The sequence below is a fragment of the uncultured Parabacteroides sp. genome, from assembly GCF_902493135.1.
Lineage (GTDB): Bacteria > Bacteroidota > Bacteroidia > Bacteroidales > Tannerellaceae > Parabacteroides.
This window is the reverse complement of sequence record NZ_CABUOD010000001.1, coordinates 100,931-126,673: the sequence shown is the minus strand read 5'-3', so window position 1 is coordinate 126,673 and position 25,743 is coordinate 100,931. Positions and strand designations below refer to the sequence as shown.

Here is a 25,743-nt window from a genome sequence, read left to right as displayed (position 1 = left end):
GGTATATTATATTTTTTTTGCTTTACTATATCCCAACTCAAGCGAAATCGCCTGGGCCACTTTCCTTATACAGTCAGCCGAAACCCGTACGACCTCTTTCGACAGCCGGTCCTTCGGGCCTGAGATCCAGATTGCCCCGCAAGGATAACCCGTATAATTGAAGATAGGCGCCCCGATGCAAATCACACCGTTCAACTCTTCCTCATTATCCATGGCATAGCCCAATTTCCGGACCTTCTCAAGTTCCTCCAGATAAGCGTCACGCGTGGTAATAGTCCGGGCGTTGTAGCGTGTAAATTCCATATAAGACAAATACCGGTCCCGGACCGTATTCGGCAGATAAGCCATGATCGCCTTTCCCGGAGCCGAGCAATGCAAATCGAAAGGTTTCCCCGGCGAGAGGATAAAACGGAACGTATGATGCCCCTGTGCCTGCTCGATAAAGATTCCTTTCCGGTCCCCCAGCACGCCGAAGCATGCCGTCTCTTTCACCTGATCGCGCAAATCACGCAAACGAGGCAAAACCGTTTCCAGCAAATTGTGTTCGTTCAGTGATCTGAATCCCAAAGTTAGCAATTTACGGGATAACTTGTACCGCTTTGTGTCTTCATTATAGATCAAATAATCCAGACGGACCAACGTATTTAAAATACGGTAGGCCGTAGTCTGCGAAATATCAAGGGTTGACTTGATATCCTGAAGCGTCTCACCTTGGGTGTGAAGCGACAAGTACTCAAGTACAGCGATCCCTTTTTCGAGATTCGGCACCTTGTAGTTCTCTTCTGCTTTTTCCATATTTGAAATAACGCTTTCCATATTTGAAATATTGTTTCAGATTTGAATCAAATATAAAGGAGAGCGCAGAAATGCAAGCAGGATGTTTGTAAAAATTAGTTAAGTATGTCGTATAACACAAAACAATGGACAATCGTCAATTTTTCCTGTAGCTGATTACGGCCAGTAGGTTAAAGAACACGGCGAACAGACAAACCGCCATGAAGTGCCCGGTGAGGTCAGCCAAAGTGCTGCTTTTCAAATAAACCATCCGCATCACTTCGACCAAATAGCGGAGCGGATTGACACGCGTCAGTTCCTGCGCCCAGACCGGCATACTGCTGATCGGTGTGAACATACCGCTCAGGAGGACAAAAATAATCATAAAAAAGAAAGCCGTGAACATCGCCTGCTGCTGGGTGGACGAGACGGACGAGATCGCCAGACCGAAGCCGGTAAACGCCATCAGGTAGACTGCCGCAAACAGATAGATGATCCCCATATTGCCTACCGGCAGCAGCCCGTAGACCAACCAGGCGATACAGGCGCCTATCGTGAGCAGGAAAAGACCGATAATCCAGAACGGTATCAGCTTGGAGAGCAGGAACAGGGCTTTCGGGACAGGCGTCACGTTGATCTGTTCGATCGTCCCTTTCTCCTTTTCGCTCACGATGTTCAGGGCGGATAGGAAACCGCCGATGAGCGTCAGCAGGAAAGCCATGATGCCGGGAACCATATAGTTCTTATAATTCAGATGCGGATTGAACAGGTTCGTGGCACGGATTCCGCCCCCTGCGGCCGATACGGACGAGAGGACATTCTCTTCCTGATTGAAATCCCGGATGATGGACGCGAGGTATGAGCTGCCGATTCCTCCCTTCGTCCCGTTCACGGCATCGGCGGCGATCAGGAGCTCGGCCGTTCCCTCCCGTCCCAGCCGTTCTTCGAAACGGGACGGGATCTCGAGAATGATATCGGCGGCATTGCTTTCGATGGAAACCAAAGCCTCGTCGTAGCGGGGCGAAACATCCGCCAGACGGAAATAGCCGGAGGAAAGGACCTTGTCTGTCAATTGGCGGGAAAGGACGGAATGGTCGTTATCCACGATACTCAGGTTGATATTCCGCATCTCGAAATTGGCGGCAAAAGGGAGGACCACCAGTTGTATGACCGGCAACAGGAAGATGATACGGGGCAGGAACCGGTCCCGCCTGATCTGTTTGAACTCCTTCTCCAATAAATATTTCAGCATCCTCATCATAATCGTATTTTAAAACGTTTCACACTCAACCCTATCAGCACGACTGCCATCAATGCCAACACGCCTATTTCCTGCAGGACGGAACCGAAGCCCAAGCCTTTTATCATGATATCTTTCACGGCGATGATATACCATTTGGCCGGCACGATATTGGAAATGACTTGCAGGATCTCCGGCATATTCTCGATCGGGAACACCATCCCGCTAAGCAACATGACAGGCAGCATCAGGACAACGGCGCTGATCAGCATGGCGGCCTGCTGGGTGTCGGCGATCGTCGAGATCAGCAATCCCAGGCACAACGCCACCAATGCGTAGAGGACGGAAACGCCCACTAACAGCGACAGGCTGCCATTGATCGGCACATCCAGCAGGAAGTACGACAAAGCCAGGATAGTGGCTATATTCACCAGGCTCAGCAACAGATAGGGAGTCGCTTTTGCCAGAATGATATAGACCGGTTTCATCGGAGAGACGAGAAGCACTTCCATCGTCCCGATCTCTTTCTCCTTCACGATCCCGACGGAGGTCATCATGGCGCAGATCAGAATCAGGATCAGCCCCATGACACCGGGCACGAAGTTATAGGCGCCCTTCATTTGAGGATTGTAGAGCAACCTGATTACCGGCGTAATCGAGTTGCCGGTTGAAAGTGGCTTCGCGTTGCTATTTCCGCTTTCCACTATTATCTGCGTGGCATACGCGGATAGCTGGGTGGCTTCGTTCGGATCGGTAGCGTCAACCAATAGCTGAATGCCACTTTCACCTTTCATCTTTCCACTTTCAACGGCTATTCCGGCAGGGATGACGATCACCATCCGGACTTTTCCCTGGCGGAAAAGGGACCGGCCTTCTTCTTCGCTATCGATCATTTTGTAGATGCTGAAATACTCGCTGGCGGCAAAGTGCGAAATCATCTTCTGCGTCACCTCGTCCCGGCTCTGGTCCAAGATCGCGACAGGCGCACGTTTGATCTCCGTCGTGATCGCATAGCCGAAGAGGATGATCAGGATCACAGGCATCAAGAGCAGGATCATCATCGTCCGCTTATCGCGGAAGATGTGGATAAATTCTTTCTTAACAAAAGCAGTAAAAGAACTTTTCATGCTTATTTCTTAATTTTCAATTCTCAATTCTCTTCGCTCTCCGTGCCAACGCATGGAAGACTTCGTTCATATTACCGGCCCCGAAAGACGATTTGAGGGCGGAAGGGCTGTCGAGGGCTTCGATCTTTCCATCTACCATGATGGAGACACGGTTGCAATACTCCGCCTCGTCCATATAGTGGGTGGTGACAAAGACCGTAATGCCCCGTTCGGCAGCCTGGTAGATCAGTTCCCAGAACTGGCGGCGGGTGACGGGATCGACCCCTCCGGTCGGTTCGTCCAGGAAAACAATCCGGGGCTCGTGGATAATGGCGACGGAGAAAGCCAACTTTTGCTTCCAGCCCAACGGCAAGGCGTCAACCAAGGTGTTCCGTTCGTTCTCCAGGTCAAGCACCCGGAGCAACTCGTCCGTCTTCGCTTTCAGCTGCTTTTCGGAAAGGCCGTATATGCCGCCGTACAACCGGATATTCTCCCAGACCTTCAGGTCGCCGTAGAGGGAGAACTTCTGGCTCATGTAACCGATATGCCGTTTGATCCGTTCCGTTTCCTTATAGATATCGAAACCGGCAACCATTCCCGTCCCGGAAGTCGGCGACGAAAGGCCGCACAACATGCGCATGGCCGTCGTCTTGCCTGCCCCGTTCGCCCCCAGGAAGCCGAAAATCTCCCCCTCGCCTACCGTGAAGCTGATATGGTCGACGGCGGTAAAGGTCCCGAAGCGTTTCGTCAGTTTATCTGTTTCTATTACGTTCATAATTCTTTCTGTTTTAAAAATAGCCGTCCCAACTCGGGACGGTCCTTTTCATACCTACAAAGCCATAAAACAGTCCTCGATACCGGGTTCTATCGGTTCGATTCCGATATCCGCATGTCCTTTTGCCGTCAGGAAAGCCTGCAAATCCCTGCGAAAGGCAGCTTCCCCCTCTTTCTCCACCACATCCTTCCGAATGGAGAAATGATGCGCGTCCCCGAAAGAGAAGCAGGAGTCCGCATCCGGATATGTCCTGAGATCGAGCAACAGCTTATACATCGAAGCCGACCGGATGGCATACAAATGCTTATCGAACGTAAGGCGGATGCCTTCCGGCGTATCGACCGACAGGCAACGCCCGCCACGCATCAGCGCGACACGGTCGCAACGGGAAGCCTCGTCCATATAAGGCGTCGAAACCAGGATCGTAATCCCTTGCCTCTTCAGCCGGTCCAGCATATCCCAAAACTCCACACGCGAAACCGGATCGACCCCCGTCGTCGGCTCGTCCAGGAAAAGGACATCGGGCCGATGGATCAGCGCACAGCTCAACGCTAACTTCTGCTTCATCCCGCCGGAGAGTTTCCCGGCTTTACGTGTCTTGAAAGGCTCTATCTGGACATATATATCCCGGATCAGGTCATAGTTTTCACGGACAGTCGTATTGAACACGGTAGCAAAGAAATTCAGGTTCTCTTCCACTGTCAGGTCCTGATAAAGAGAGAAGCGTCCCGGCATATACCCGACACGCCACCGGATTTCCTTATAATCGCGTACGACATCCAGCCCGCAAACCGATGCCGTACCGCTATCCGCCAACAGCAAGGTAGTCAGTATCCTAAACAGCGACGTCTTACCCGCCCCGTCCGGCCCGATCAGCCCGAAAAGTTCCCCTTCGCCGATATGCAACGAGATATCCTGCAAAGCCTGAACCTCCCCGTATGCCTTATTTATGTGTCGAATATCTATCTCTCTCATATAATTGTCAATTGTCAATTAAATATCACTTCCCCATATTGTCCGATCTTCAAGTAACCGTCGTTCTTGACGGCGATCTTGACGGCATAGACCAAGTTGGCGCGTTCGTCTTTGGTCTGGATTCCTTTCGGGGTAAACTCCGACTTTTCGGAAATCCAGGTGACCGTACCGGGATATTCCCTTTGTTCCTTTTCTCCGAAATCTGCAAAGACACGAACCTGCTGTCCGAGTTTCAACTGCGTCAGTTGTTCGGCGGTAGGATAAGCGCGGAGATACAACAGATCGGTGTCGGCTATCTTGTAAAGCGGCTTGCCGGCAGTCGTGACTTCACCCGGTTCGGCATATTTCACGAGGACAGTGCCGGACTGCGGGTTGACGATGCGGCTCTTCTGCAACTGGTCGTCCAGCTGCATGATCTGGTAGACGATACTTTCCGCTTCGGCATCCGCCCCACCTGTCGTTTTATGCAAGGTCGAATATTGGGCATCCAGTTGTTTTTGCAACACCTTAATGTTGTTGACGATATCATCGATCTGTTTCTGGTTGCCGGCTTTTGCCTTCACCAGGTTCTCCATACGCTGCTGTTCGCTCCGGGCGACGGCAATCTGCTGTTCGAGGGAAGCGATCTGTTTACGGATATCCGGTTTGCGGATGTCCACGCTACGGAGGCCCGCTTCGAGCTGCTTTTTCCGGAGATAAAGCTGCGTACTGTCCACATAGCCCAACACGGCTCCAGCTTCGAGGCGGTCACCTTCCTGCAGGTTCAATTCCATAATCTTCCCGTTCGCCTCCGAAGAAACGATTATTTCGGTGGATTCGAATGCTCCGGTGGCATCGAAGTCGTTGTTATTGCTGCTGCAAGCAGACAAAGCCAGAACAAAACTGAATAAAAGAATCTGTTTCATATTGATCGTATTTAATCTTCATTTGTTTACATCGTTTGTCGTGTACATATAATTATAGATCGATTGCAACTGTTGTATCCGGTGTGCGGCTGCCGCTTGGCGGGCCTGGTCTTCGGAGTTGATTTCGCGGATAAGGTCGGTGACGGAGATCACGCCGTTCGCCAGCTTGACTTCGGCTGCCTTCTTGATGCTGGTGCGGAGGCGGATGATCTCGTCGTCGGCTTTCATCAGATCGGTCATCTTTCGGATCTCCGTGTTCTGCTGTGTCAGTTGGAGACGCGTGTTGAAGAGGAATGTCTCCCGCTGCACCTCTACTGCCTGGCGGTTCGTGGCAATCTTCCGGCGATCGTTCTTCAAGGTATATAGTTTACCCATGTTCCAGCTCAGGCGGACACCGGCGACATAGAACGGATTGAAACTGTCTTCCAACATATTCAACCCCGGCCGACCGTAACCGCCCTGGAAGAAAGCGCCGACATGAGGCATCAGGCCGGCAGTCAACTGCCTGTTCTGCAGTTCGAGCAACTCGCTTTTGGCATCCAACGCACGAAGCTCCGGCCGGTCGATCACAGGCGACAACGAAGGTGTCCCCGGCAACGAAGGAACTTCCAGCACGAACGTCCCGGCATCCGGACGGCCGATCAAGGCTGCCAACATCTTGCCGTAAGCCGAACGGGCGGCCTTCAACTCGATCTCCTTCTGGCGGGCGTTCAACAATTCGACTTCCATGCTTTCACGGTCGGACTGGTTGGCAACGCCGTTCTCCATCATGGCCGAGATACGGTCGATATTGAGTTGCAACTCTTTCTGGAGCAAACCATTCTGGCGGATCAGCTCCTCCTGCAGAAGACAACCGAAATAAAGCTGGTTCACCCGGTCGTTCAAGGTATAAAGGTCGCTGTTCAACTGTTCCCGGTCGGCCGTCGCCTGCGCCTTCGTCAACCGGCGGGTGGAACGGATCGCACCACCGTCCCAGATCGTCTGGTTCACTTCAGCCACCACCTGGTACTGATCCTTGCTGAGTGTCGGGATCTCGATTCCGGGAATGGTTGCCGACAGCTTGTCGGCGTCGAACGGCAACTTCGTCACATCGCTCTGGTACGTTGCCTTTGCGTTGACCGAGAGCTGCGGCATCCAGCCTTTGGCGGCATTGGAGAGGTTATACTGTTCGGTCTGTCCGATCAACCCGTACTGGCGTATCTGCGGATAGTTGGCATGCGCCCATTCGTAGCACTCGTCCAGCGTAACACGCTCCTGCGCTTCCGTTCCTTCCGCCATAAGGGGAAAGACGAGCAACAGGGCGATCTGTTTCCAGCTATACAGAAATGTCTGTTTCATATAGACCCTCCTTTCATTCTTTTACAGTTTGCAGCTCGTCCGGCGTCAGCAACCGGAGCATGACATCCGTGATAAAGGCCTTTCGCTCCAATAGAAAGTCCTCGAACTTCCGGGGATCGCCTTCGAAGAAGACACTCGTGAGCGGATTCCTCACCAATACCGGGAAAACGACCAAGCTCAACAACGTGGAAGCCACATAGACAAAGGGGAGTTTCTTTAGCAACCCTTTGTCCATTTCTTCCTGCATCTGTTTCTGCAAACGCAAAAGCGGTTCGAGGCGTATGGGATCACGCAGAATCGCACGATAGAGATGTTCCGGGTCCCGATTGAATTCATTCACCACAAATATCGGGAACAAAGGATTCGCCCGGATCATGGCCATATACTGGTCCACAATCCTCGGAATCTTATCCAAACAAGCAGCCGGCTCATTCACGATCATTTCGATATTGGGCAGCAATGCCCCTATCAACTGTCCGAAGATAGCATCGAAAAGCATCTCCTTCGTACGGAAATAATAGTGCATGGCCGTACGGCTGATCCCGACCTCGGTAGCGATATCGCCCATCTTGGTCGCCTCATACCCTTTCCTGACAAACACCCGTTTAGCCGCTTCGATAATCCGGCTTTCCATGTCTTGAAGTTCTTCTGTATTCATCGTTGTAATGTTATTAAATATTTCATCTTACATGTCTGACACACATGTCAAAAGTAGTATAAAAAAACAGGAGCGCAATAGCTACACTCCTGTTTTTAATATCTTTTAGCGATTAATCGCTTCTTACTTATCTATTGTACGGGCCGGAACCCCCTCGAAAGTCATTTTAACAGGATTTATGAATCCGTTCTCATCGAAAGTCATCCGGTCGATACAAGTCACCCGGTGGTCGCGGGTATTGTCGTTCAGCGGACGTCGATGGTAGACGATGTAGTAGTCTTCCGAGTTCGGCACGTGCAATACGGAATGATGTCCGGCTCCCCGCGCTATCGTCGAATCCTGCTGGAGAATGGTGGCGACACGGTCAAACGGTCCGAAGGGCGAATCGGCAATCGCGTAGGCAACGCAATAATCGGGACCGGTCCAACCTCCTTCACTCCACATGAAATAGTACTTTCCGTTCTTCTTGAACATGAACGGGCCTTCCACATATTTATCCGGTGTCACCTCCTTGTAGACCGTCCCGTCTTCAAAGGGAACCAACCCGGTAAAGTCGTCGTTCAGGCGAACGACATTGCAATGTCCCCATCCTCCGTAATACATATAGTAGCGGCCGTCGTCGTCACGGAATACGAACTGGTCGATCGGCTGCGCCCCGTTCACGATCTCGTTGATAAGCGGTTTGCCTAACAGATCCTTATAAGGACCTTGCGGACGGTCGCTGACGGCAACCCCGATGCCTCCTACTTCACCTTCATGCACATCGTTGGCTCCGAAAAAGAAATAATATTTGCCGTCCTTATGGATGATAGACGGCGCCCACATGGCTTTCTTCGCCCATTTCACGGCGGAGGTATCGAGGACGGACGAATGCTTCGTCCAGTTCACCAGGTCCTTGGACGAAAAACAATCGAAATAGGTCTGCCTCTCATACGCGTCGCTCCAAGTCGGGAATATCCAATAAGTATCGCCGTAAATGATCCCTTCCGGATCGGCGTACCATCCTTCGAGCACGGGGTTGCCGCCGGCCGCCACTTCATCAGTAGCCGCCTTTTGTTGCTTCGGCTGTCCGCAAGCCGCTAAAGCAGCGGCACATAACAGCATGTATAAACATTTTTTCATTGTACGATTTTTTACCTTTATGATCTTTTTACTTTTGTTCCATATTCTTAGCCAACCCCCCTTCGGATGTTTCCTTATAGAGGCTCGGCAGGTCGTTTCCGGTCTGGCGCATCACTTCGACTACCTGGTCGAAACTTACCCGGTGCTTGCCATCGGAGAAATTGGAGAAGGTGTTCGCATCCAGCGCACGGGCTGCCGCAAAGGCATTACGTTCGATACAGGGAATCTGGACCAGACCGCAAACCGGGTCGCAAGTCAGTCCCAGGTGATGTTCCAGCCCCATCTCGGCCGCATACTCGATCTGGGCGGGCGTCCCCCCGAACAACTGGCTGGCCGCCGCTGCCGCCATCGCACAAGCCACGCCGACCTCTCCCTGACATCCAACCTCGGCTCCGGAAACGGAAGCATTCGTACGCACCACATTGCCGAACAACCCGGCAGTCGCCAACGCACGCAAGATGCGGGAGTCACGGAAATCGCGGGATTCTTTCAGGTGATAGAGCACAGCCGGCATGACACCGCACGAACCGCAGGTCGGGGCCGTCACGATCTTGCCTCCGCAGGCGTTCTCCTCGGAAACGGCCAAAGCATACGCATAGACCATCCCGCGGCTTTTGATGCTGCTGCCGTAGCCTTTGGCACGGATCATATAGTCGGATGCCTTACGCCGGATCCCTAGGCCTCCGGGCAGAATGCCTTCGGCTTCGAGCCCGTTGCGGACCGCCTGTTGCATCACTTCCCATACTTCGGCCAGATAGTCCCATATCTGCGGGCCTTCACACTGTTCGACATATTCCCAATAGGAATGGCCGGTCTTTTCGCACCAGGCCTGTATGCCCTTGATGGTATTCATTTCGTAGACCTGGCCCTGCGTCAGCTCGTTGTAAGATTCGTTTGCCAGCGTTCCGCCCCCAATACTGTAAATCGTCCAGTTATCCAGTTCCTCTCCGCTTTCGTCAAACGACTGGAACAGGATGCCGTTCGGGTGGAAAGGCAGGAACACTTTCGGTTCCCAGATGATGTTGGTCTTGGCCACCGGGTTCAACACTTCGAGAATTGCCGCATCCGTCATGTGGCCTTTGCCTGTAGCCGCCAGGCTACCATAGAGGGTTACATTAAACCGCACAGCCCCCTGATTGCGTTCCAGAAACATCCGGGCGGCACGCATCGGCCCCATCGTGTGGCTACTGGACGGCCCGTGACCGATCCGGTATATTTGCTTGATTGATTCCATTTACTTATACTTTTAAAAATATATTCCGCTTATAAAGCAGCCACAAAATTACATAAATTATCAATGCATTCGACGCTGCAATCAAGACCGGATAATAATTTCCCGTATATTGTTCGAGACCATGAAAAAGAGATATCCCTATACATCTGAAACTAATCACGTTAGCCAACATGTAAGCCACTATCGAATTCATGCCGTAGACTTTCAGCCAAGTCAGGTTCTTCCGATGTCCCTTATAATCGATCCAATAATAGAACACGCCCATCAGCAGAAAACAGTAACCGCTGCTGACCAGCACCATCGAACTCGTCCATATCTTCTTGATCACCGGAAGCTGCAATCCCCACAGCCAGCCCAGGGCAACCATTGCCACGCCGATCCCCAGCAGCCATTGCCATTTGCGCTTCCGGTCCATCGCACTTTTCAGGATCTGTCCGGCAAAGAGTCCGGTCAGCACCGTCACCCCGAAGTTCAGGCTGCTTAATATCCAGGTATAACGGTATGATTTGGCAAACACGACCTGCCCGTTCTCGACCACGGCAGCATCCCGGAACCGTCCCAACACGGTACGGTCCACCCATTCGGCCAGGTTTCCGTCGGGCGTGTAGTTGCCACCTCCATAACCGTCGACCGTAATGAACTGCATCGCGCCCCAATAGGCCAGCAAGAGAGCGACTGCCGTCCCGATCTGAACGGAGAGCCGCACATGCAGGAACAGCATGGCCGCGATCAGGTAGCCCATCGCAATCGCCTGCAACGTGTTCGAATAAAGATAAATCCGGTCCGGATCCAATCCTAACAGATTTCCCTGGCACATCATCCCGAAAATCCAGAGCAATATGACGCGTTTGATGATACGGCGGTACACCGCCCATTTATCCGGCATCGCCTTATAGCGGGAAAGGGCGAACGGCATCGACACGCCCGCCATGAACATGAAGAGCGGCATCACCAGGTCCCACGAAGAGAAACCTTCCCACTGCACATGCGAGAAGCCCCACAGAAAGTCATTATACCACGACGCGTCTATCGCACGTCCGAGAGGATGCAGAATCCCTTCCAGCGCCACCAGGCAAAACAAATCGAAGCCACGCAACACGTCGAGCGACTCCAGGCGTTTATAAGCTGAGTTCATGAAATGTATGATTTGTTAAACTTTTAAGAAAATCCGTTGACGATACAGGAAGTACAGGAATCCCCAACAAACGGCAATGTAACCGATCGATACGACCAACGGTTGAACGGTCTCCGGCATCAGCCCGGCAAGCCCACCGAACAAAGCGTCGGAAGTGAAAGAGAAATTGACGAACTCCTGGGCCAGATAGATCGTGATAGAGTTCACGCCGATCACCTTAAAGAACAGCGTCCATTTACGAAACTCCAACACGTCGACAACATAAAAGAACAGAGCAAACATCCACACGGAGTAAGCCCCGACAACACAGACAAACGAACTCGTCCACAGGTTCTTATTGATCGGAAATAAAAGGTTCCAAAGCAAACCGACAACCAACAGGACAGCCCCGGCAACAACCAGTCCGCCCACTTTCTTCTTATCCGTCAGCCCTTCCCGCCTCATCTTGATGAACTCACCCGTAAACATACCTAACAGTGCAGTCGCAATCGCAGGCACAGTCGACAGAATCCCTTCGGGATCATGTACCGTCAAGTGCAGGCGTCCGGGCAACAGCAAACGGTCCACATAGCCGACCAGCGAGCCTTCCATCGTAAACACCCCCATCCCGTTGCCGTCCGGCGCCGGGACAAAAGCCAACAACAACCAGTATCCGACCAGGATAGCCGCCGTGATCCAAACGCGCGTGATCGTCCGCGTATTGACAAAGATCAACGCCCCGAACATCCATGCCAGACCGATGCGCCCCAGCACGCTGGCATAGCGCTGATGTTCAAAATCGAAATTCAGCAATCCATTGTAGACAAAGCCCAGAACCACCAACGTCAGCCCGCGGCGGATAATCTTCTTATAGATATCGGCATCCGTCTTTCCCTGCTCCCGCTGCTTCTCCAATGAGAACGGAAACGAGATACCGGCAATAAACAGAAACAACGGGAAGATCGTGTCGTGATGCGTCAGCCCGTCCCACTTCACATGGTGCATCTGGTCGCCTATCGCCTGAAAAAAAGGATTCGGGAACAACGTCGCCAGCGCAACGAAAAGAGAAGCTCCTCCCATAATAAAGAACATATCAAAACCCCTCAGGGCATCCAGCGATAGCAGCCGCCGGGACTGTTTTTGTTTTTCCATCAGACTAATGCTTTCAATTGTTCAACATGGTATTGTTTTTATTACACTTCCACAAAAGTACATACAGAATTAACCGAAAACAAATATTCGGGAATAAAAGAGTCTGGCTGTTCTATTTTTTCCGGAACAATGGTTACAATGACTTAACTCAAAAAATGTCCGAACGGGACGTGGCAAGATAGGCAAATTTCACTTAACCCTTCTCTTCACCTCAGAATTGGAAGTACTCCTTTCCTGCAAGTGTTTCACCTTGCTATTGCCGAAGTTATAGGAACAGCGCAGGCCGACTTGAAAGGCTTCTCCACCCGTGTATTTACTGGTTGACAAATAGTCATTGGTGATAACTATCTTTCTTGAAGTTTCAATTTTTCCATCATTCAGAAAAGCCATTCCTCCATAATAAAGCGCAACAGAAAAATCATTTATATTGACACTCAATTCTGTTCTGAATGATAAATTGTGCGGATAGGTTGCATAGGCTGTACGCTGCTTGGAGTAATAGCTTCCCATTAAATTAAAACGGATGTTTTGCTTTGGAAATAGCAGAAAGCTGTTATAAAGATTTACATTTGCCGAATGATAGTGATAGCTCAATAACCCCACCTCCGATTTCCCCTTCATGGAGTTCCAAGCATAATTGGCTGAAATATTGGCTGATCCTCTTCCGTTTAAGTAATTGAGGTTGGTGTTATATCCGACTCCTATGTAATGGAATTTGCCTACATTTTCAGGTTTGTTTTCTATAACTCCTCCATCGACAGAATGCTGAATCACATTTTGCATATCGTTTGTAAATTCGTGTTGCAGACTGAAAAAGTGTCGGTTGTTGAAACTATAATTGATGTTTTCGTAAAAAAACTTCGTCGGTTGCAAATAGGGATTTCCTTTGGAATATTCCGTCGGAGAGATGCGTACGATGAATGGGTTTAGAAGATCGAAAGAAGGGCGATCCAATGAATAGGATGCCGAATATCCGATGGAATGTTTTCGTGCGATCTGATAATTCAGGTTCATCTGTGGCAACACTCTGAAAAAGTTCGTTTTGAAAGAGAAGTTTTGCCGATGTTCTTTCCCCTCATATCTTGTGTACTCAAAACGTGTACCAAAAGAGGTGTAAAGTTTGCCCCAGTTTTTCGATAAGTCGAAGAAGAGAGTCGGAGTAAACTCGTCGACATCAAAATCGCAGCTTTGTTCGGGGTCTAACGTAAAGCGGTCATTATCCCATCCCAAATACTCATTACTGGTCCGAATGGCCGAATAATAAGCATCTGCTCCGAAATCGTAGGCAAAGTCTTTCCCGAATTTTCCTCCATATTCAATTCTTGCCGAATAAATAGTAGAGTTTTGAGGTACGATTTGCCATTCTTTCAAATAGAGCGAGAGGATATTCCTTTGTTGGTCTACATGATTCATTTCATTGATCACGTTTTGTTTGTTCGCGTCATACAAATAATCCACATCAGCCGTCAGATAATTATCCCGATCTTTCGGACGGTATTGGTAATTAATGTTAGCTGTGATATTCTTCCCTTTCCGGATATGATCAGAAAGGGTGGTAATGAATTGGTCTGTATGCCGATAGTGCGTCAAGTCGTTCATTCCGCCATCATCGTCTTTCAGGGATCCGAAAATATTGACACCTAAACTCTTTGTCTCTGAGAATTGGTAAACTCCCATGAAGTTCATCTGATAAGTATGCGCTTTCGATTTTTCCAATCCTGCACGGTTGATGGCATACCCTTCTTTCAAGTAGTAAGTTTCGTCTTCCACTTCTTTGTAATTCCTGTAATTTCCTGCGGAAACACTGAACACATTGCTCCATTTGCTTTTCGCATAATCCAATGTAAGACTTCCCGTTTCCTTGAAGTCATGGGTCTTCCATACTTGTCCATTGAGGAATCCTTTCAGACCTTCATCTTCTCTTTGCTTCAATTTAATAGACAGAACGCTATTTGCTCCTTTATACTTGGCGTCAGGAGTACGGATGACATTTATCGTTTCTATATTATCGGCAGGCAAAGCCTTTAAATAGACAGCTAATGCTTCTCCTGAAAGATTCAGCTTCCTGTCATTTACATAAACGACAGGAGAACTACGCCCCACAACCGTGATCATCTCATTTTGCACAGTTAACATCGGGACCATTTTCAAGGCTTCGAAGGCATCATTATTCTTTAAGGGATTGTCGTTCATGTTGTAGACAAGTCCGGTAGGAGTTGTAACGATAGTTCGTCTTTTGGCTGAAATTTCCACTTCTTTCAGGGTGTAATCCGGGTTCTCCTCCAATTGAATGTCCACATTTGCTTTGCCCATAAATTCAGAGGATTGCAATTCGCGGGGAAGATAGCCAATAGCTGACGCGACTAAGGCAGTTGAATGATTGCTCACGGTTATTTCAAAACAACCCATGCTGTCACATTGGATCATATTGTCGCAATGTATGTCTATTAATTCAGCAATAATGGCATATGGAATCGGAGAACCCTCTTTGGTCATAATTCTGCCTTTGAGCTTTTCCGGGACGGATATTTCCGAAGTCTTTGTCTCTTTCCATTCCAAACTGAAGAGGGATGAATGCATGGGAATAACATTCGCTATTGCCATAGTGACTGAATAAACCAATAGACAGAATGTCAATATATGCTTTTTCATGTAACAGTATTTTATATCATTAATACAAAAGCATCATCGATGCTTACGGACTAATGCCAGCAAGGTATGCAAAATAACCATACACTCAAAAGAAAATCCCCCAATATTATTCCAATAATAATATTTAACAAAAAACAAATATTGCAACTATTCAACGATTAGAACTATTGTAAACGAAAGGACAAAATCGAATGAACCTTATCGATTAAATTTATAAATATAGATCCTTTTTCCGCATCAGCAACTTAGAAGAAAGACCGGATCTTTCCGGATATGTGAAAATGTTTCACCTTTCCCCAAACAGTGAAAATAAATTTTCCACCGCATGAAAATTTATTTTCCCGCTATGGAAAATTTATTTTCGTGCGATGGAAACTTATTTTTCATGCAAGGGTATCAGGATATTATTCCCAACCGAAATTCTCTTCATACCGGTCGAAGACAGGTTCCTCTTCGATGCCGTACCTACGGAGCAGGTCGCGTACGTATTGCAGGTCTTCGGGAGTAAAACAACGCTCTTTGCGTTTCAAGCGGTAAAAATGAGTGGTCCCGAAATATTCCCTCATCTCCCGCCGTATCTCTTTTGCCTGGCGATAAGGGATATTATCCAGCAAATGTTCCATCCCATAGGCGTTTTTCAACGGGCTGTCGTCCATGAATCCGGGACAATCGCCATCGGGAACAACGCGCTCAGGGTTGACCACCTTCACCACCCAGCGTTCTTTCGGGATATACAGCGACGCCTGGAAACGCAGGCAGGTGGAAGCATGCAGGCAGTTCTTTTCAAGGCAGAGAGCAAAATCGTCCGGAACTAAAGAATAATCTAATTTTTTTAACATGGTATTGTTTTATTTGATATTATACAAAAGTACACACAGATCCGGCGGAAAGCAAACATTTATGCCCAAAAGAGACCTTTTCGCAACAAATAAGTTCCTTTTTTGGAAAACAAAAAGGAATAAGTTATCTTTGTCATGGATATAAACAAGAACAGATCAAAATTATGACACAACTGATTGTTGAAATAGAAGACCCATCTGTAGTGGCCAATATAAAGAAAGCCATCAGTATGTTACGCGGAGTTTCAAAAGTACATGTAAAAAAAAATACAATTCCTAATGTTCAAACGCGCCAAGCCATTCATGAAATTGAAAGTGGAGACACGATAAAATGTAGTTCATTTGAAGATTATCTTGATAAAGTAAAAGAATGAAATACACACTCGAATTTACCCATCAATATTTAAAAGATCTTAAACAGGCCCGTCGGCGACAGTTAGATGAATCAAAACTTAATGATATCATTCTCTTATTGATGAATGATAAAGAACTACCGGCGAAAAATAAAGATCATGCATTAAAAGGAAACTACAAAGGATGCCGTGAATGCCATATAACCCCGGATTGGCTATTGATTTACAAACGAGATGAAGGACGACTCATATTAGCTTTGGTTCGGAATGGATCACATAGTGACCTGTTTTAGGATTCAGGAGAAACAATATTGTAAATTTATTCGTATGTTTGCAGGCATAACCTAAAAATAATATAGACAATGACAGCAATCATTTTAATAGCAGTGATCGTGATCCTGGCCATCTGGATCGCTTCCTTGTATAATTCGTTAGTGAAATTACGTAACAACCGCGAGAACGCATTTGCCGACATCGACGTACAGCTCAAGCAACGCCATGACCTTATCCCGCAGTTGGTCGAAACGGTCAAAGGTTATGCCTCGCACGAAAAAGAGACACTGGAACGCGTCATCAACGCCCGCAACGGGGCGATCAGCGCCAAGACGATCGACGACAAGATCGTGGCTGAAAATGCACTGACTTCCGCACTGGCCGGATTGAAGATCACGCTCGAAGCCTATCCCGATCTGAAAGCCAACCGGAACTTCTTGCAGTTGCAGGAAGAAATCTCCGACCTGGAAAACAAACTGGCTGCCGTACGCCGCTATTTCAATTCGGCTACGAAAGAGTTGAACAACGCGGTCGAGACATTCCCGTCCAACCTGATCGCCGGCATGTTCGGTTTCAAGAAGGAAGTGATGTTCGACCTGGGCGAACAACGCGCCACCCTCGAAGAAGCACCTAAAATCAAGTTCTAAGGATGCAATACGTCGGTATACAGACCCAACAGAGCAGGAATAATTTCCGATCCCTGCTCCTGCTTTGCTTGTTTCCCTGCCTGGTAATGGGACTGCTTTTCGCATTTTGCTACCTGTTCCACCTGTTGGCGATGAACGACGACGGCATGACGGGGGCCGAGATATTAAGATATTCCACCGGGATGTTCATCCATCTGGCGCCATACGTGTTGGGCGGCGTACTCATCTGGTTCATCATCGCCTACTTTGCCAATACGAGCATCATCAACGCGGCAACCGGCTCCGAACCTTTGTCGAGAATGGAAAACAAAAGGGTATATAACTTGGTGGAAAACCTGTGCATGAGCCAGGGAATGAAAATGCCCAAGATCAATATCATCAACGACGATTCGCTGAACGCTTTTGCAAGCGGCATCAACGAAAGGACCTACACCGTCAGCCTCTCGCGGGGGATCATCGACAAGTTGGATGACCAAGAACTCGAAGCGGTCATTGCACACGAACTGTCGCATATCCGCAACAAGGACGTGCGCCTGATGATCGTATCGATTGTCTTTGTCGGCATCTTCGCCATGCTCGCACAGATGGCCATGCGCTCCGTCTACTACTCGTCGATGAGCCGCAGGAGAGACGAGAAAAACAACACAGCAATCATCATCGTCTTAGTCATGATCGTTGCAGCCATCGGTTATTTCTTTTCCATGCTGATGCGTTTCGCCATCTCGCGCAAACGGGAATACCTGGCCGACGCCGGGGCCGCCGAGATGACCAAGAATCCGCTCGCCCTCGCCAGCGCACTGCGGAAAATATCGGCCGATCCCGACATCGAAGCCGTCAAGCGCGAAGACGTAGCCCAGCTTTTCATCCAGCATCCGGGCAAACAAGCCAAAAGCGCACTGAGCGGTTTAAGCGGGCTTTTCGCCACCCATCCGCCCATCGAAAAGCGGATACAAGTGCTCGAACAATTCTAAATTTAATCAAGAATTAATCTCCAAAATCATTCCAACCACGGCATTAATTTAATATCTTTGGTGCCGGATAAAAATAAGTGTTGGAAATGATACAAAAAGAATTGATTGGCGATCTCAAGCTGAAATGGGATCGCATGCAGCAGGCGATGCAGAAGATTAATGCCGACGGATGCCTGCTCACCGTGGACGTGAATCTGTATTATACAACCGGACGTATCTATAGCGGCTATTTCTATCTTCCGGCGGAAGGTGCTCCCTGGTTCTTCGTGAAACGGCCGAACGGGCTGGCCGGCGATCATGTGGAATACATCCGCAAACCGGAACAAATGGCTGAGTTCTTTGCGTCCCACGGCTTGAAAATGCCCGAAAAACTGTTGCTCGAAGCAGACGAACTGACCTACAACGACTACATTCGCCTGCAAGCAATCTTCAATCCGAAGGAAACGGCCAATGCAACTGCGATGATGCGCAACCTGCGCCGGATAAAGACTCCGCACGAGATCGCCATGTTCCGTATCTCGGCCGAACGCCATGCCAAGACATACGCTGAAATTCCCGAATGTTTCCGTCCCGGAATGACAGATCTCGAATTCCAGTACGAAATAGAAAAACGGATGCGCAAGAACGGTTCCATCGGGCTGTTTCGTGCTTTCGGTGCCAATATGGATATTTTTATGGGAAGTATCCTGGCGGGAGAAAACGCTGAAATCCCCTCGCCTTTCGACTTTGCCCTGGGCGGCGGCGGTATCGATGCGTCCTGCCCGTTAGGTGCAAACGGAACGGTCCTGAGAGAAGGGACGGCCATCATGGTGGACATGGCGGGAAACTATACGGCTTATATGACGGATATGACGCGTGTGTTCTCCGTCGGCCGCCTGACCGAACTCGCTTACCGGGCGCATCAGACAGCCCTCCTTATCGAAAGCGAGATCGAGAATATCGCCCGGCCGGGAACATCTTGTGCCGAACTGTACGAGATAGCCGCCAAGATCACCGAAAACCAGGGACTCGGCACTTATTTCATGGGGACCAAGCAACAAGCCAAATTCGTAGGGCACGGCATCGGCATCCAGATAAACGAGCTTCCGGTACTTACGCCCCGCTCGAAAGAACTGCTGGAGCCGAATATGGTATTTGCGCTCGAACCGAAATACGTGATACCGGGTGTCGGAGCCGTCGGCATCGAAAACAGCTTCCTGGTTACGGAAACCGGACTGGAGAAGATCACGCACTTCACAGAAGACATCATACAATTAGACAAAAAATCATAAATCATAAATCATAAATCATAAATCATAAATCATAAATCATAAATCATAAATCATAAATCATAATGAAAAGAACAATCTCACTTCTCCTGTTACTGGCAGTCATCTTCGTGCCGGTAAAGGCTCAAGACGTAGAAAACGTAAAGCCGGTGAAGAATGTCATCCTCCTGATCCCGGACGGGACATCACTGGCTACAGTTTCCATGGCGCGTTGGCTGCAATGGTACACCAATCCCGACAAGCCGAAATTGAACCTCGACCCGTATCTCTGCGGAACGGTCCGCACACATTCTTCGAATGCCCCGATCGGCGACTCGGCTCCTACTACTTCCTGCTACATGACGGGACAGCCCAGCCGTACAGGCTATGTTTCCACTTACCCGGAGAACGACGGCGACAACGATATCTACCCGACCGATCCGGCACGCGCTTTCCAACCGTTGACAACTGTCTTGGAAGCCGCCAAAATAAAACAAGGCAAATCAACAGGACTGGTTTTCACCTGCGAATTTCCACATGCGACACCGGCCGACTGCTCCGCCCACAGCTACAACCGTGGCAAATATGAGTGGATTGCCCCGCAGATGGCCCACAACGACCTGAACGTGGTGATCGGCGGTGGCGTCAGCCTGCTTCCCGACGAGAGTGAAGCCTATCTGAAAGGGAATGGATACGGTGTCTTCAAGAATGACATCGACGGTATGCGCAATTACAAAGGCAATAATATGTGGGCTTTGTTCGGCGACAGGGAAATGGCTTACGACATCGACCGCGACCCGGCCCAACAGCCTTCCTTAGAAGAGATGACACGCAAAGCGATCGAAAAATTGTCCCAGAACCCGAACGGCTTCTTCCTGATGGTGGAAGGCAGCAAGGTTGACTGGGCTGCCCATGCAAACGACCCGGTCGGCATGGCTACAGACTTCCTGGCTTATGACCGTGCTTGCGGTGCGGCTTTGGAATTTGCCCGCCAGAATGGCGAAACTGCCGTCATCATGGTTCCCGACCACGGCAACAGCGGTATCAGCATCGGCCGTCGCGACTGCAAAGGTTACGACAAACTGAGCAAGGAACAGCTGTTCCACCAGTTCTCTCTGTATAAGCTGACTGCCGAAGGTTTCGCCAAGAAGGTGAACAGCGTTCCGGCCTCCGAAGTACAGAACGTATTCCGCACATATGCCGGTTTCGAACTGACACCGGAAGAACTGGATGCCTTGAACCATTGCAAAGACTATAAGAACAGTCCGATACCGGAAAACGAACGTTCGACCAAAGGCAAAGGTTCGTTATACAGCGGTTCCCTGACTTCTTTCATGTCTCAATTGCTGAGTTCACACACTTGCTTCGGTTTCACAACCGGCGGCCACACGGGCGAAGAGGTGTTCCTCGCTGCTTACCATCCTGACCGTGCAAGCCTGCCTGTCGGTATGCACACGAATATCGAACTGAACCATTATCTTTGCGCCCTGTTCGGCATGACGCACGACACGCTGGAAGAACTGACAGCCGAAAACTTCGCTCCTCACACGGAAGTATTCAAAGATTTCAAATGTGAAATCGTTCCGGCTAAAGACGAAAAAGGTTCTCCTTCATTGGTTGTAAAGAACAAAAAGAAGCAAATCAATATCACGCCGTTCAGCAACATCGTGACGGTCGGAAAGAAAGGCCGGGAAGAAATCCGCCTGAATTCGGTAATCGTATATGTTGACAAAAACGACACATTCTATCTGCCGGCCAAACTGGTAGAATATCTGCAATAAAAATAAAGACGACGGTATATCAGCCTTCATAGTCCTGTCATTGCGGTTTCGGGCCGCAAGACAGGACTATGAAACTTTATGAACCGGCTTCCTCTGTCTAAACGCCCGATTTACAAACCACACAGCAACAGTTATAGTTATTTGTTTTTTTTCAATCATTCTTTTCTTAAAATATCTATACAGTATCAATATGGAAGACTTATATAGACTTTCAGACAAATAAGACCGATCTTTTTGAAATACATTTGCGTCATTTTTAAATAATAAACGAATATGACAAGAGCAAATGCAAAATGGATACGGCTGATGGCAGTTATCGGCTGTACGACTATGTGGATGGCATCCTGCAAACATGCACCGGATGCGCAGATGAAAGCATCTTACGCGACAATGAAAGTTTCTACGGCAGACAAAGAGCTGACAACACCTTATTCGGCCACGATCCGCGGTCGCCAGGATATCGACATTTATCCGCAAGTATCAGGAACTATCGAGCGGCTTTGTGTGACAGAAGGACAGGTCGTACGGAAAGGGCAATTACTTTTCGTCATAGACCAGGTTCCTTACAAGGCGGCTTTGAAGACGGCCCAGGCAAACGTGGAAGTGGCAAAAGCGGCTTTGGCTACAGCCGAACTGAACTATAGCAGCACGAAGGAACTGTTTGAAAAAAAGGTTGTCTCGGCTTTTAACCTGAAAACAAGTGAAAATAATTATCTGACCGCCAAAGCGCAGCTGGCACAGGCAGAAGCCCAGGAGCTGAACGCCCGCAACAACCTGTCTTATACGGAAGTCAAGAGTCCGTCCGACGGAGTTGTCGGCATGTTGCCTTACCGCGCCGGGGCATTGGTCAGCGCCAGTATTCCCCAACCGTTGACAACGGTTTCCGACAATTCGGACATGTATGTTTACTTCTCCATGACCGAAAATCAATTATTGGCCATGAGCCGCCAGTACAAAAGCATGGACGAAGCGTTGGAAAACATGCCGGAAGTGTCGTTAAAACTGAATGACCAGTCTATTTACGACCGGAAAGGAAAGATCGAATCGATCAGCGGAGTGATCGACCGGAAGACCGGGACAGTCGGCGTGCGTGCCGTATTCCCCAACGAATCCCGCCTGCTTCATAGCGGAGCTTCCGGCAACGTGCTCATACCACAGGCCTATAAAGACTGTATCATTATTCCTCAAGGCGCAACGGTCCGTTTGCAGGACAAGACGATTGTCTACAAAGTAGTGGACGGCAAAGCTGTTTCCACATTGATTACCGTGGCAGAAATCAGCGACGGCCGTGAATACATCGTACTCGACGGATTGAAGGTGGGCGAAGAAATCGTATCCGAAGGAGCCGGATTAGTACGTGAAGGAACGCAAGTTAAATAAAGGTTCGAAGTATGAAAGGAAATATTTTTATCAAACGGCCCGTTATGGCCATCTCCATCTCCATTCTTATTTTGGCGATCGGATTGATTTCGCTCTTTACCTTGCCGGTCGAGCAATACCCTGACATTGCGCCGCCTACGGTCCACGTATCGGCCACTTATACCGGAGCGGATGCCGACGCGGTGATGAACAGTGTCATCATGCCGCTGGAAGAAAGTATCAACGGTGTGGAAAACATGATGTACATGACTTCCACTTCCACCAATGCAGGTTCGGCAAGTATCGAAATATATTTCAAACAAGGGACGGACCCTGACATGGCGGCTGTCAACGTGCAGAACCGTGTAACGAAAGCGCAGGGTCTATTGCCTGCCGAAGTAACCCGTATCGGTGTCAGCACCCAGAAACGTCAGACCAGTTTCTTGCAAATCGACGCACTTGTCTGTACCGATGGACGTTATGACAAGACATTTCTCGGAAATTACCTCGACATCAACGTCATCCCGCGTATCAAACGTATCGAAGGCGTAGGCGACGTGATGGAGTTGGGCGATACCTATAGTATGCGTATCTGGCTGAACCCCGAACGAATGGCCCAATATGGATTGGTTCCTTCGGACGTGACTTCCATATTAGGAGAACAGAACATCGAGGCGCCGACCGGTTCGCTGGGTGAAAACTCGAAAAACGTTTTCCAATACACAATGAAATACCGCGGACGTTTGAAGAGCGTGGAAGAATTCCAGAACATCGTTGTCCGGGCCCAGGAAGACGGTTCCGTATTACGCCTGAAAGATGTCGCCAAGGTCGAGTTAGGAACATTGAGCTACGGTTTCGACAGCCAGATGGACGGTAAGCCGGCTGTGACCTTCATGATCTACCAGGTAGCCGGCTCCAACGCAACGGAAGTAAACGAACGTATTGCCGCCGAATTGGAGAAGATGAAAGAGGAATTGCCTACCGGAACGGAATTTATCACGATGATGAGCTCCAACGACTTCCTCTTCGCCTCTATATATAATGTGGTTGAAACGCTGATCGTGGCGATCATCCTCGTAATCCTTGTGGTGTATTTCTTCCTTCAGGACTTAAAGAGTACGCTGATCCCGTCTATTTCGATCATCGTTTCGCTGATCGGTACATTTGCCTGCCTGACAGCCGCCGGATTCACGATTAACATCCTGACCCTGTTTGCCTTGGTGCTTGCCATCGGTACGGTGGTGGACGACGCGATCGTGGTGGTGGAAGCCGTACAGGCAAAATTCGATGCGGGCTACACCTCGTCCTACCAGGCAACGAAAGATGCGATGGGCGACGTGACGATGGCCGTTATCTCCTGTACCTGCGTGTTCATGGCCGTGTTCATACCGGTAACTTTCATGGGAGGGACTTCCGGTATCTTTTACACGCAATTCGGTGTGACGATGGCGACCTCAGTTGGTCTTTCCATGATTTGTGCATTGACGCTCTGCCCCGCCCTATGTGCCATGATGATGCGTCCGAGCGATGGGAACAAGAGTGCCAAAAGCATTAACGGCCGTGTGCGTGCCGCCTATAATGCCTCTTTCAACGCCGTGTTGGGCAAATACAAGAAAGGCGTCATGTTCTTTATCCATCATCGTTGGATGGTATGGGCCGGACTGATCGCATCCGTTATTCTGCTGGGCTGGCTTATCAGCAATACTAAAACAGGTCTTGTTCCGCAAGAAGACCAGGGGGTCATTATGGCGAATGTGGCCATTGCCCCGGGTAGTACGCTGGAAGAGACAGGCAAAGTACTGGACAAGGTAGAAAACATCCTGAAGAACACGCCGGAAGTAGAACATTACTCCCGTGTAGCCGGTTACGGCTTCCTGGCAGGCCAGGGTACTTCCTACGGAATGGCGATCATCCGTTTGAAAAACTGGGATGAAAGAAAAGGGGCCGAACATATTTCCGATGCAGTGGTCAACCGTCTGAACGCACAATTCGCCCAAATCAAAGAGGCGCAGATATTCTGCTTCCAGCCGGGTATGATTCCGGGCTACGGTCTGGGTAACTCCATCGAGTTGAACTTGCAGGATCGTACCGGCGGAGATATGGGTACCTTCTACGGCAACGCCATGCAATATATCGGAGCTTTGAACCAGCGTCCCGAAGTGGCGATGGCCTATACTTCTTATGCCATGAACTTCCCGCAGATATCGGTCGATGTGGACGCAGCCAAATGTAAACGGGCCGGAATATCACCTTCGACGGTTCTCGACGTACTGGGCAGTTATTGTGGTGGCGCATACGTTTCCAACTATAACCAATTCGGAAAAGTATACCGCGTGATGTCGCAAGCCTCACCGGAATACCGCCTTGACGAACAAGCCTTGAACAATATGTTTGTCCGTAACGGGACGGAAATGGCTCCGATCAGTCAGTTCGTAACCCTGAAACGGGTACTCGGACCTGAAGTGGCCAACCGTTTCAACCTCTTTAGCTGTATCACGGTCAACGTGAACCCGGCACCGGGATATTCCACAGGAGAAGTACAACAGGCCATCGAGGAAGTGGCCGCCCGGATGCTGCCGACAGGATACGGGTACGAGTATGGCGGTATGGCACGTGAAGAGGCCAATACCGGAGGTTCGCAAACACTCTTTATCTATGCGGTCTGCATCTTGCTTATCTACTTGATTTTGGCTTGTCTGTACGAAAGTTTCCTTGTTCCCTGGGCCGTTATCCTGTCCGTTCCGTTCGGTTTGATGGGTTCGTTCCTGTTCGCCAAACTGTTCGGATTGGAAAATAACATTTACTTGCAGACCGGTGTCATCATGTTGATCGGACTTTTGGCCAAAACGGCGATTTTGATCACCGAATTCGCCATCGAACGCCGCCGTAAAGGGATGGGGATCGTCGAATCGGCTTATTCGGCCGCACAAGCCCGTTTGCGTCCGATTTTGATGACCGTACTTACGATGATCTTCGGTATGCTTCCGCTTATGTTCGCATCCGGAGCCGGAGCCAACGGTAACAGTTCATTAGGAACAGGTGTTGTCGGCGGTATGGCAGTCGGAACATTGGCTTTGCTGTTCGTCGTGCCGGTATTCTACATCATTTTCGAATACATGCAAGAAAAAATCCGTCCGCCGATGGAAGTGGAAACCGATATGCAAGTTGCGTTGGAAAAGCAAAAGAGCCAAATTGAACGTGACGGTTTAAACAATGAAAATAAATAAG

22 protein-coding genes are annotated in these 25,743 nt (G+C 49.4%); 8 read left to right on the top strand and 14 right to left on the bottom strand.

Annotation, left to right across the window (positions count from 1 at the left end; all coding sequences use genetic code 11):
• Nucleotides 1-6: 6 nt before the first annotated feature.
• The 14 genes from RDN79_RS00510 to RDN79_RS00445 form a co-directional block, all read right to left on the bottom strand.
• Nucleotides 7-816 carry an IclR family transcriptional regulator gene (locus RDN79_RS00510; RefSeq protein WP_298554574.1) on the bottom strand — a complete coding sequence of 270 codons (810 nt, stop codon included), beginning with the start codon at nt 814-816 and terminating at the stop codon, nt 7-9.
• A 115-nt stretch (nt 817-931) separates the two neighbouring features.
• The gene (locus RDN79_RS00505; RefSeq protein ID WP_298554633.1) at nt 932-2,026 is read right to left on the bottom strand and encodes an ABC transporter permease; all 1,095 of its coding nucleotides are present in this window, start codon (nt 2,024-2,026) and stop codon (nt 932-934) included.
• Nucleotides 2,027-2,031: 5 nt separating this feature from the next.
• Entirely contained in the window at nt 2,032-3,141 is a 1,110-nt protein-coding gene (locus RDN79_RS00500) for an ABC transporter permease (RefSeq protein WP_298554577.1), read from the bottom strand.
• Between the two features lie 16 nt (nt 3,142-3,157).
• The gene (locus tag RDN79_RS00495) at nt 3,158-3,895 is read right to left on the bottom strand and encodes an ABC transporter ATP-binding protein (protein ID WP_298554581.1); all 738 of its coding nucleotides are present in this window, start codon (nt 3,893-3,895) and stop codon (nt 3,158-3,160) included.
• Nucleotides 3,896-3,949: 54 nt separating this feature from the next.
• Nucleotides 3,950-4,870 (bottom strand): ABC transporter ATP-binding protein, encoded by a 921-nt coding sequence (locus RDN79_RS00490; RefSeq protein WP_298554584.1) that lies wholly within the window; start codon nt 4,868-4,870, stop codon nt 3,950-3,952.
• Between the two features lie 14 nt (nt 4,871-4,884).
• Nucleotides 4,885-5,775 carry an HlyD family secretion protein gene (locus RDN79_RS00485; RefSeq protein ID WP_298554587.1) on the bottom strand — a complete coding sequence of 297 codons (891 nt, stop codon included), beginning with the start codon at nt 5,773-5,775 and terminating at the stop codon, nt 4,885-4,887.
• 18 nt (nt 5,776-5,793) lie between these two features.
• On the bottom strand, nt 5,794-7,113 hold the full coding sequence (locus tag RDN79_RS00480; protein ID WP_374044454.1) for a TolC family protein: 1,320 nt from the start codon (nt 7,111-7,113) through the stop codon (nt 5,794-5,796).
• A gap of 13 nt (nt 7,114-7,126) precedes the next feature.
• Nucleotides 7,127-7,771 carry a TetR/AcrR family transcriptional regulator gene (locus RDN79_RS00475; protein WP_298554590.1) on the bottom strand — a complete coding sequence of 215 codons (645 nt, stop codon included), beginning with the start codon at nt 7,769-7,771 and terminating at the stop codon, nt 7,127-7,129.
• A gap of 123 nt (nt 7,772-7,894) precedes the next feature.
• Entirely contained in the window at nt 7,895-8,893 is a 999-nt protein-coding gene (locus tag RDN79_RS00470; RefSeq protein WP_298554593.1) for a glycoside hydrolase family 43 protein, read from the bottom strand.
• Nucleotides 8,894-8,921: 28 nt separating this feature from the next.
• Nucleotides 8,922-10,127 (bottom strand): L-serine ammonia-lyase, encoded by a 1,206-nt coding sequence (locus RDN79_RS00465; RefSeq protein ID WP_298554596.1) that lies wholly within the window; start codon nt 10,125-10,127, stop codon nt 8,922-8,924.
• Between the two features lie 4 nt (nt 10,128-10,131).
• The gene (locus tag RDN79_RS00460; RefSeq protein WP_298554599.1) at nt 10,132-11,262 is read right to left on the bottom strand and encodes an acyltransferase family protein; all 1,131 of its coding nucleotides are present in this window, start codon (nt 11,260-11,262) and stop codon (nt 10,132-10,134) included.
• A gap of 15 nt (nt 11,263-11,277) precedes the next feature.
• Nucleotides 11,278-12,393, bottom strand: coding sequence for an acyltransferase family protein (locus RDN79_RS00455; protein ID WP_298554602.1), 1,116 nt, complete (start codon nt 12,391-12,393; stop codon nt 11,278-11,280).
• A gap of 189 nt (nt 12,394-12,582) precedes the next feature.
• Nucleotides 12,583-15,045, bottom strand: a complete 2,463-nt coding sequence (locus tag RDN79_RS00450; protein WP_298554605.1) for an outer membrane beta-barrel family protein — start codon at nt 15,043-15,045, stop codon at nt 12,583-12,585.
• 404 nt (nt 15,046-15,449) lie between these two features.
• The gene (locus tag RDN79_RS00445; protein WP_298554608.1) at nt 15,450-15,884 is read right to left on the bottom strand and encodes a DUF6078 family protein; all 435 of its coding nucleotides are present in this window, start codon (nt 15,882-15,884) and stop codon (nt 15,450-15,452) included.
• A 164-nt stretch (nt 15,885-16,048) separates the two neighbouring features.
• Between RDN79_RS00445 and RDN79_RS00440 the strand changes: the two genes are divergently transcribed.
• The 8 genes from RDN79_RS00440 to RDN79_RS00405 all read left to right on the top strand — a co-directional run bounded on the left by RDN79_RS00440 (nt 16,049) and on the right by RDN79_RS00405 (nt 25,742).
• Entirely contained in the window at nt 16,049-16,258 is a 210-nt protein-coding gene (locus RDN79_RS00440) for a hypothetical protein (RefSeq protein WP_298554611.1), read from the top strand.
• Nucleotides 16,255-16,530, top strand: a complete 276-nt coding sequence (locus tag RDN79_RS00435) for a type II toxin-antitoxin system YafQ family toxin (RefSeq protein WP_298554614.1) — start codon at nt 16,255-16,257, stop codon at nt 16,528-16,530. Before RDN79_RS00440 ends, RDN79_RS00435 begins: the two co-directional genes overlap by 4 nt.
• Before the next feature lie 69 nt (nt 16,531-16,599).
• Complete coding sequence (locus tag RDN79_RS00430) at nt 16,600-17,157, top strand: LemA family protein (protein WP_298554617.1); 558 nt, start codon at nt 16,600-16,602, stop codon at nt 17,155-17,157.
• A gap of 146 nt (nt 17,158-17,303) precedes the next feature.
• Complete coding sequence (locus tag RDN79_RS00425) at nt 17,304-18,128, top strand: M48 family metallopeptidase (protein ID WP_374044456.1); 825 nt, start codon at nt 17,304-17,306, stop codon at nt 18,126-18,128.
• An 86-nt stretch (nt 18,129-18,214) separates the two neighbouring features.
• The gene (locus RDN79_RS00420) at nt 18,215-19,399 is read left to right on the top strand and encodes a Xaa-Pro peptidase family protein (RefSeq protein WP_298554623.1); all 1,185 of its coding nucleotides are present in this window, start codon (nt 18,215-18,217) and stop codon (nt 19,397-19,399) included.
• Between the two features lie 62 nt (nt 19,400-19,461).
• Nucleotides 19,462-21,156 (top strand): alkaline phosphatase, encoded by a 1,695-nt coding sequence (locus RDN79_RS00415; RefSeq protein ID WP_298547889.1) that lies wholly within the window; start codon nt 19,462-19,464, stop codon nt 21,154-21,156.
• A gap of 273 nt (nt 21,157-21,429) precedes the next feature.
• Nucleotides 21,430-22,536 (top strand): efflux RND transporter periplasmic adaptor subunit, encoded by a 1,107-nt coding sequence (locus RDN79_RS00410; RefSeq protein WP_298547891.1) that lies wholly within the window; start codon nt 21,430-21,432, stop codon nt 22,534-22,536.
• An 11-nt stretch (nt 22,537-22,547) separates the two neighbouring features.
• Complete coding sequence (locus RDN79_RS00405) at nt 22,548-25,742, top strand: efflux RND transporter permease subunit (RefSeq protein WP_298547894.1); 3,195 nt, start codon at nt 22,548-22,550, stop codon at nt 25,740-25,742.
• Nucleotide 25,743 lies beyond the last annotated feature (1 nt).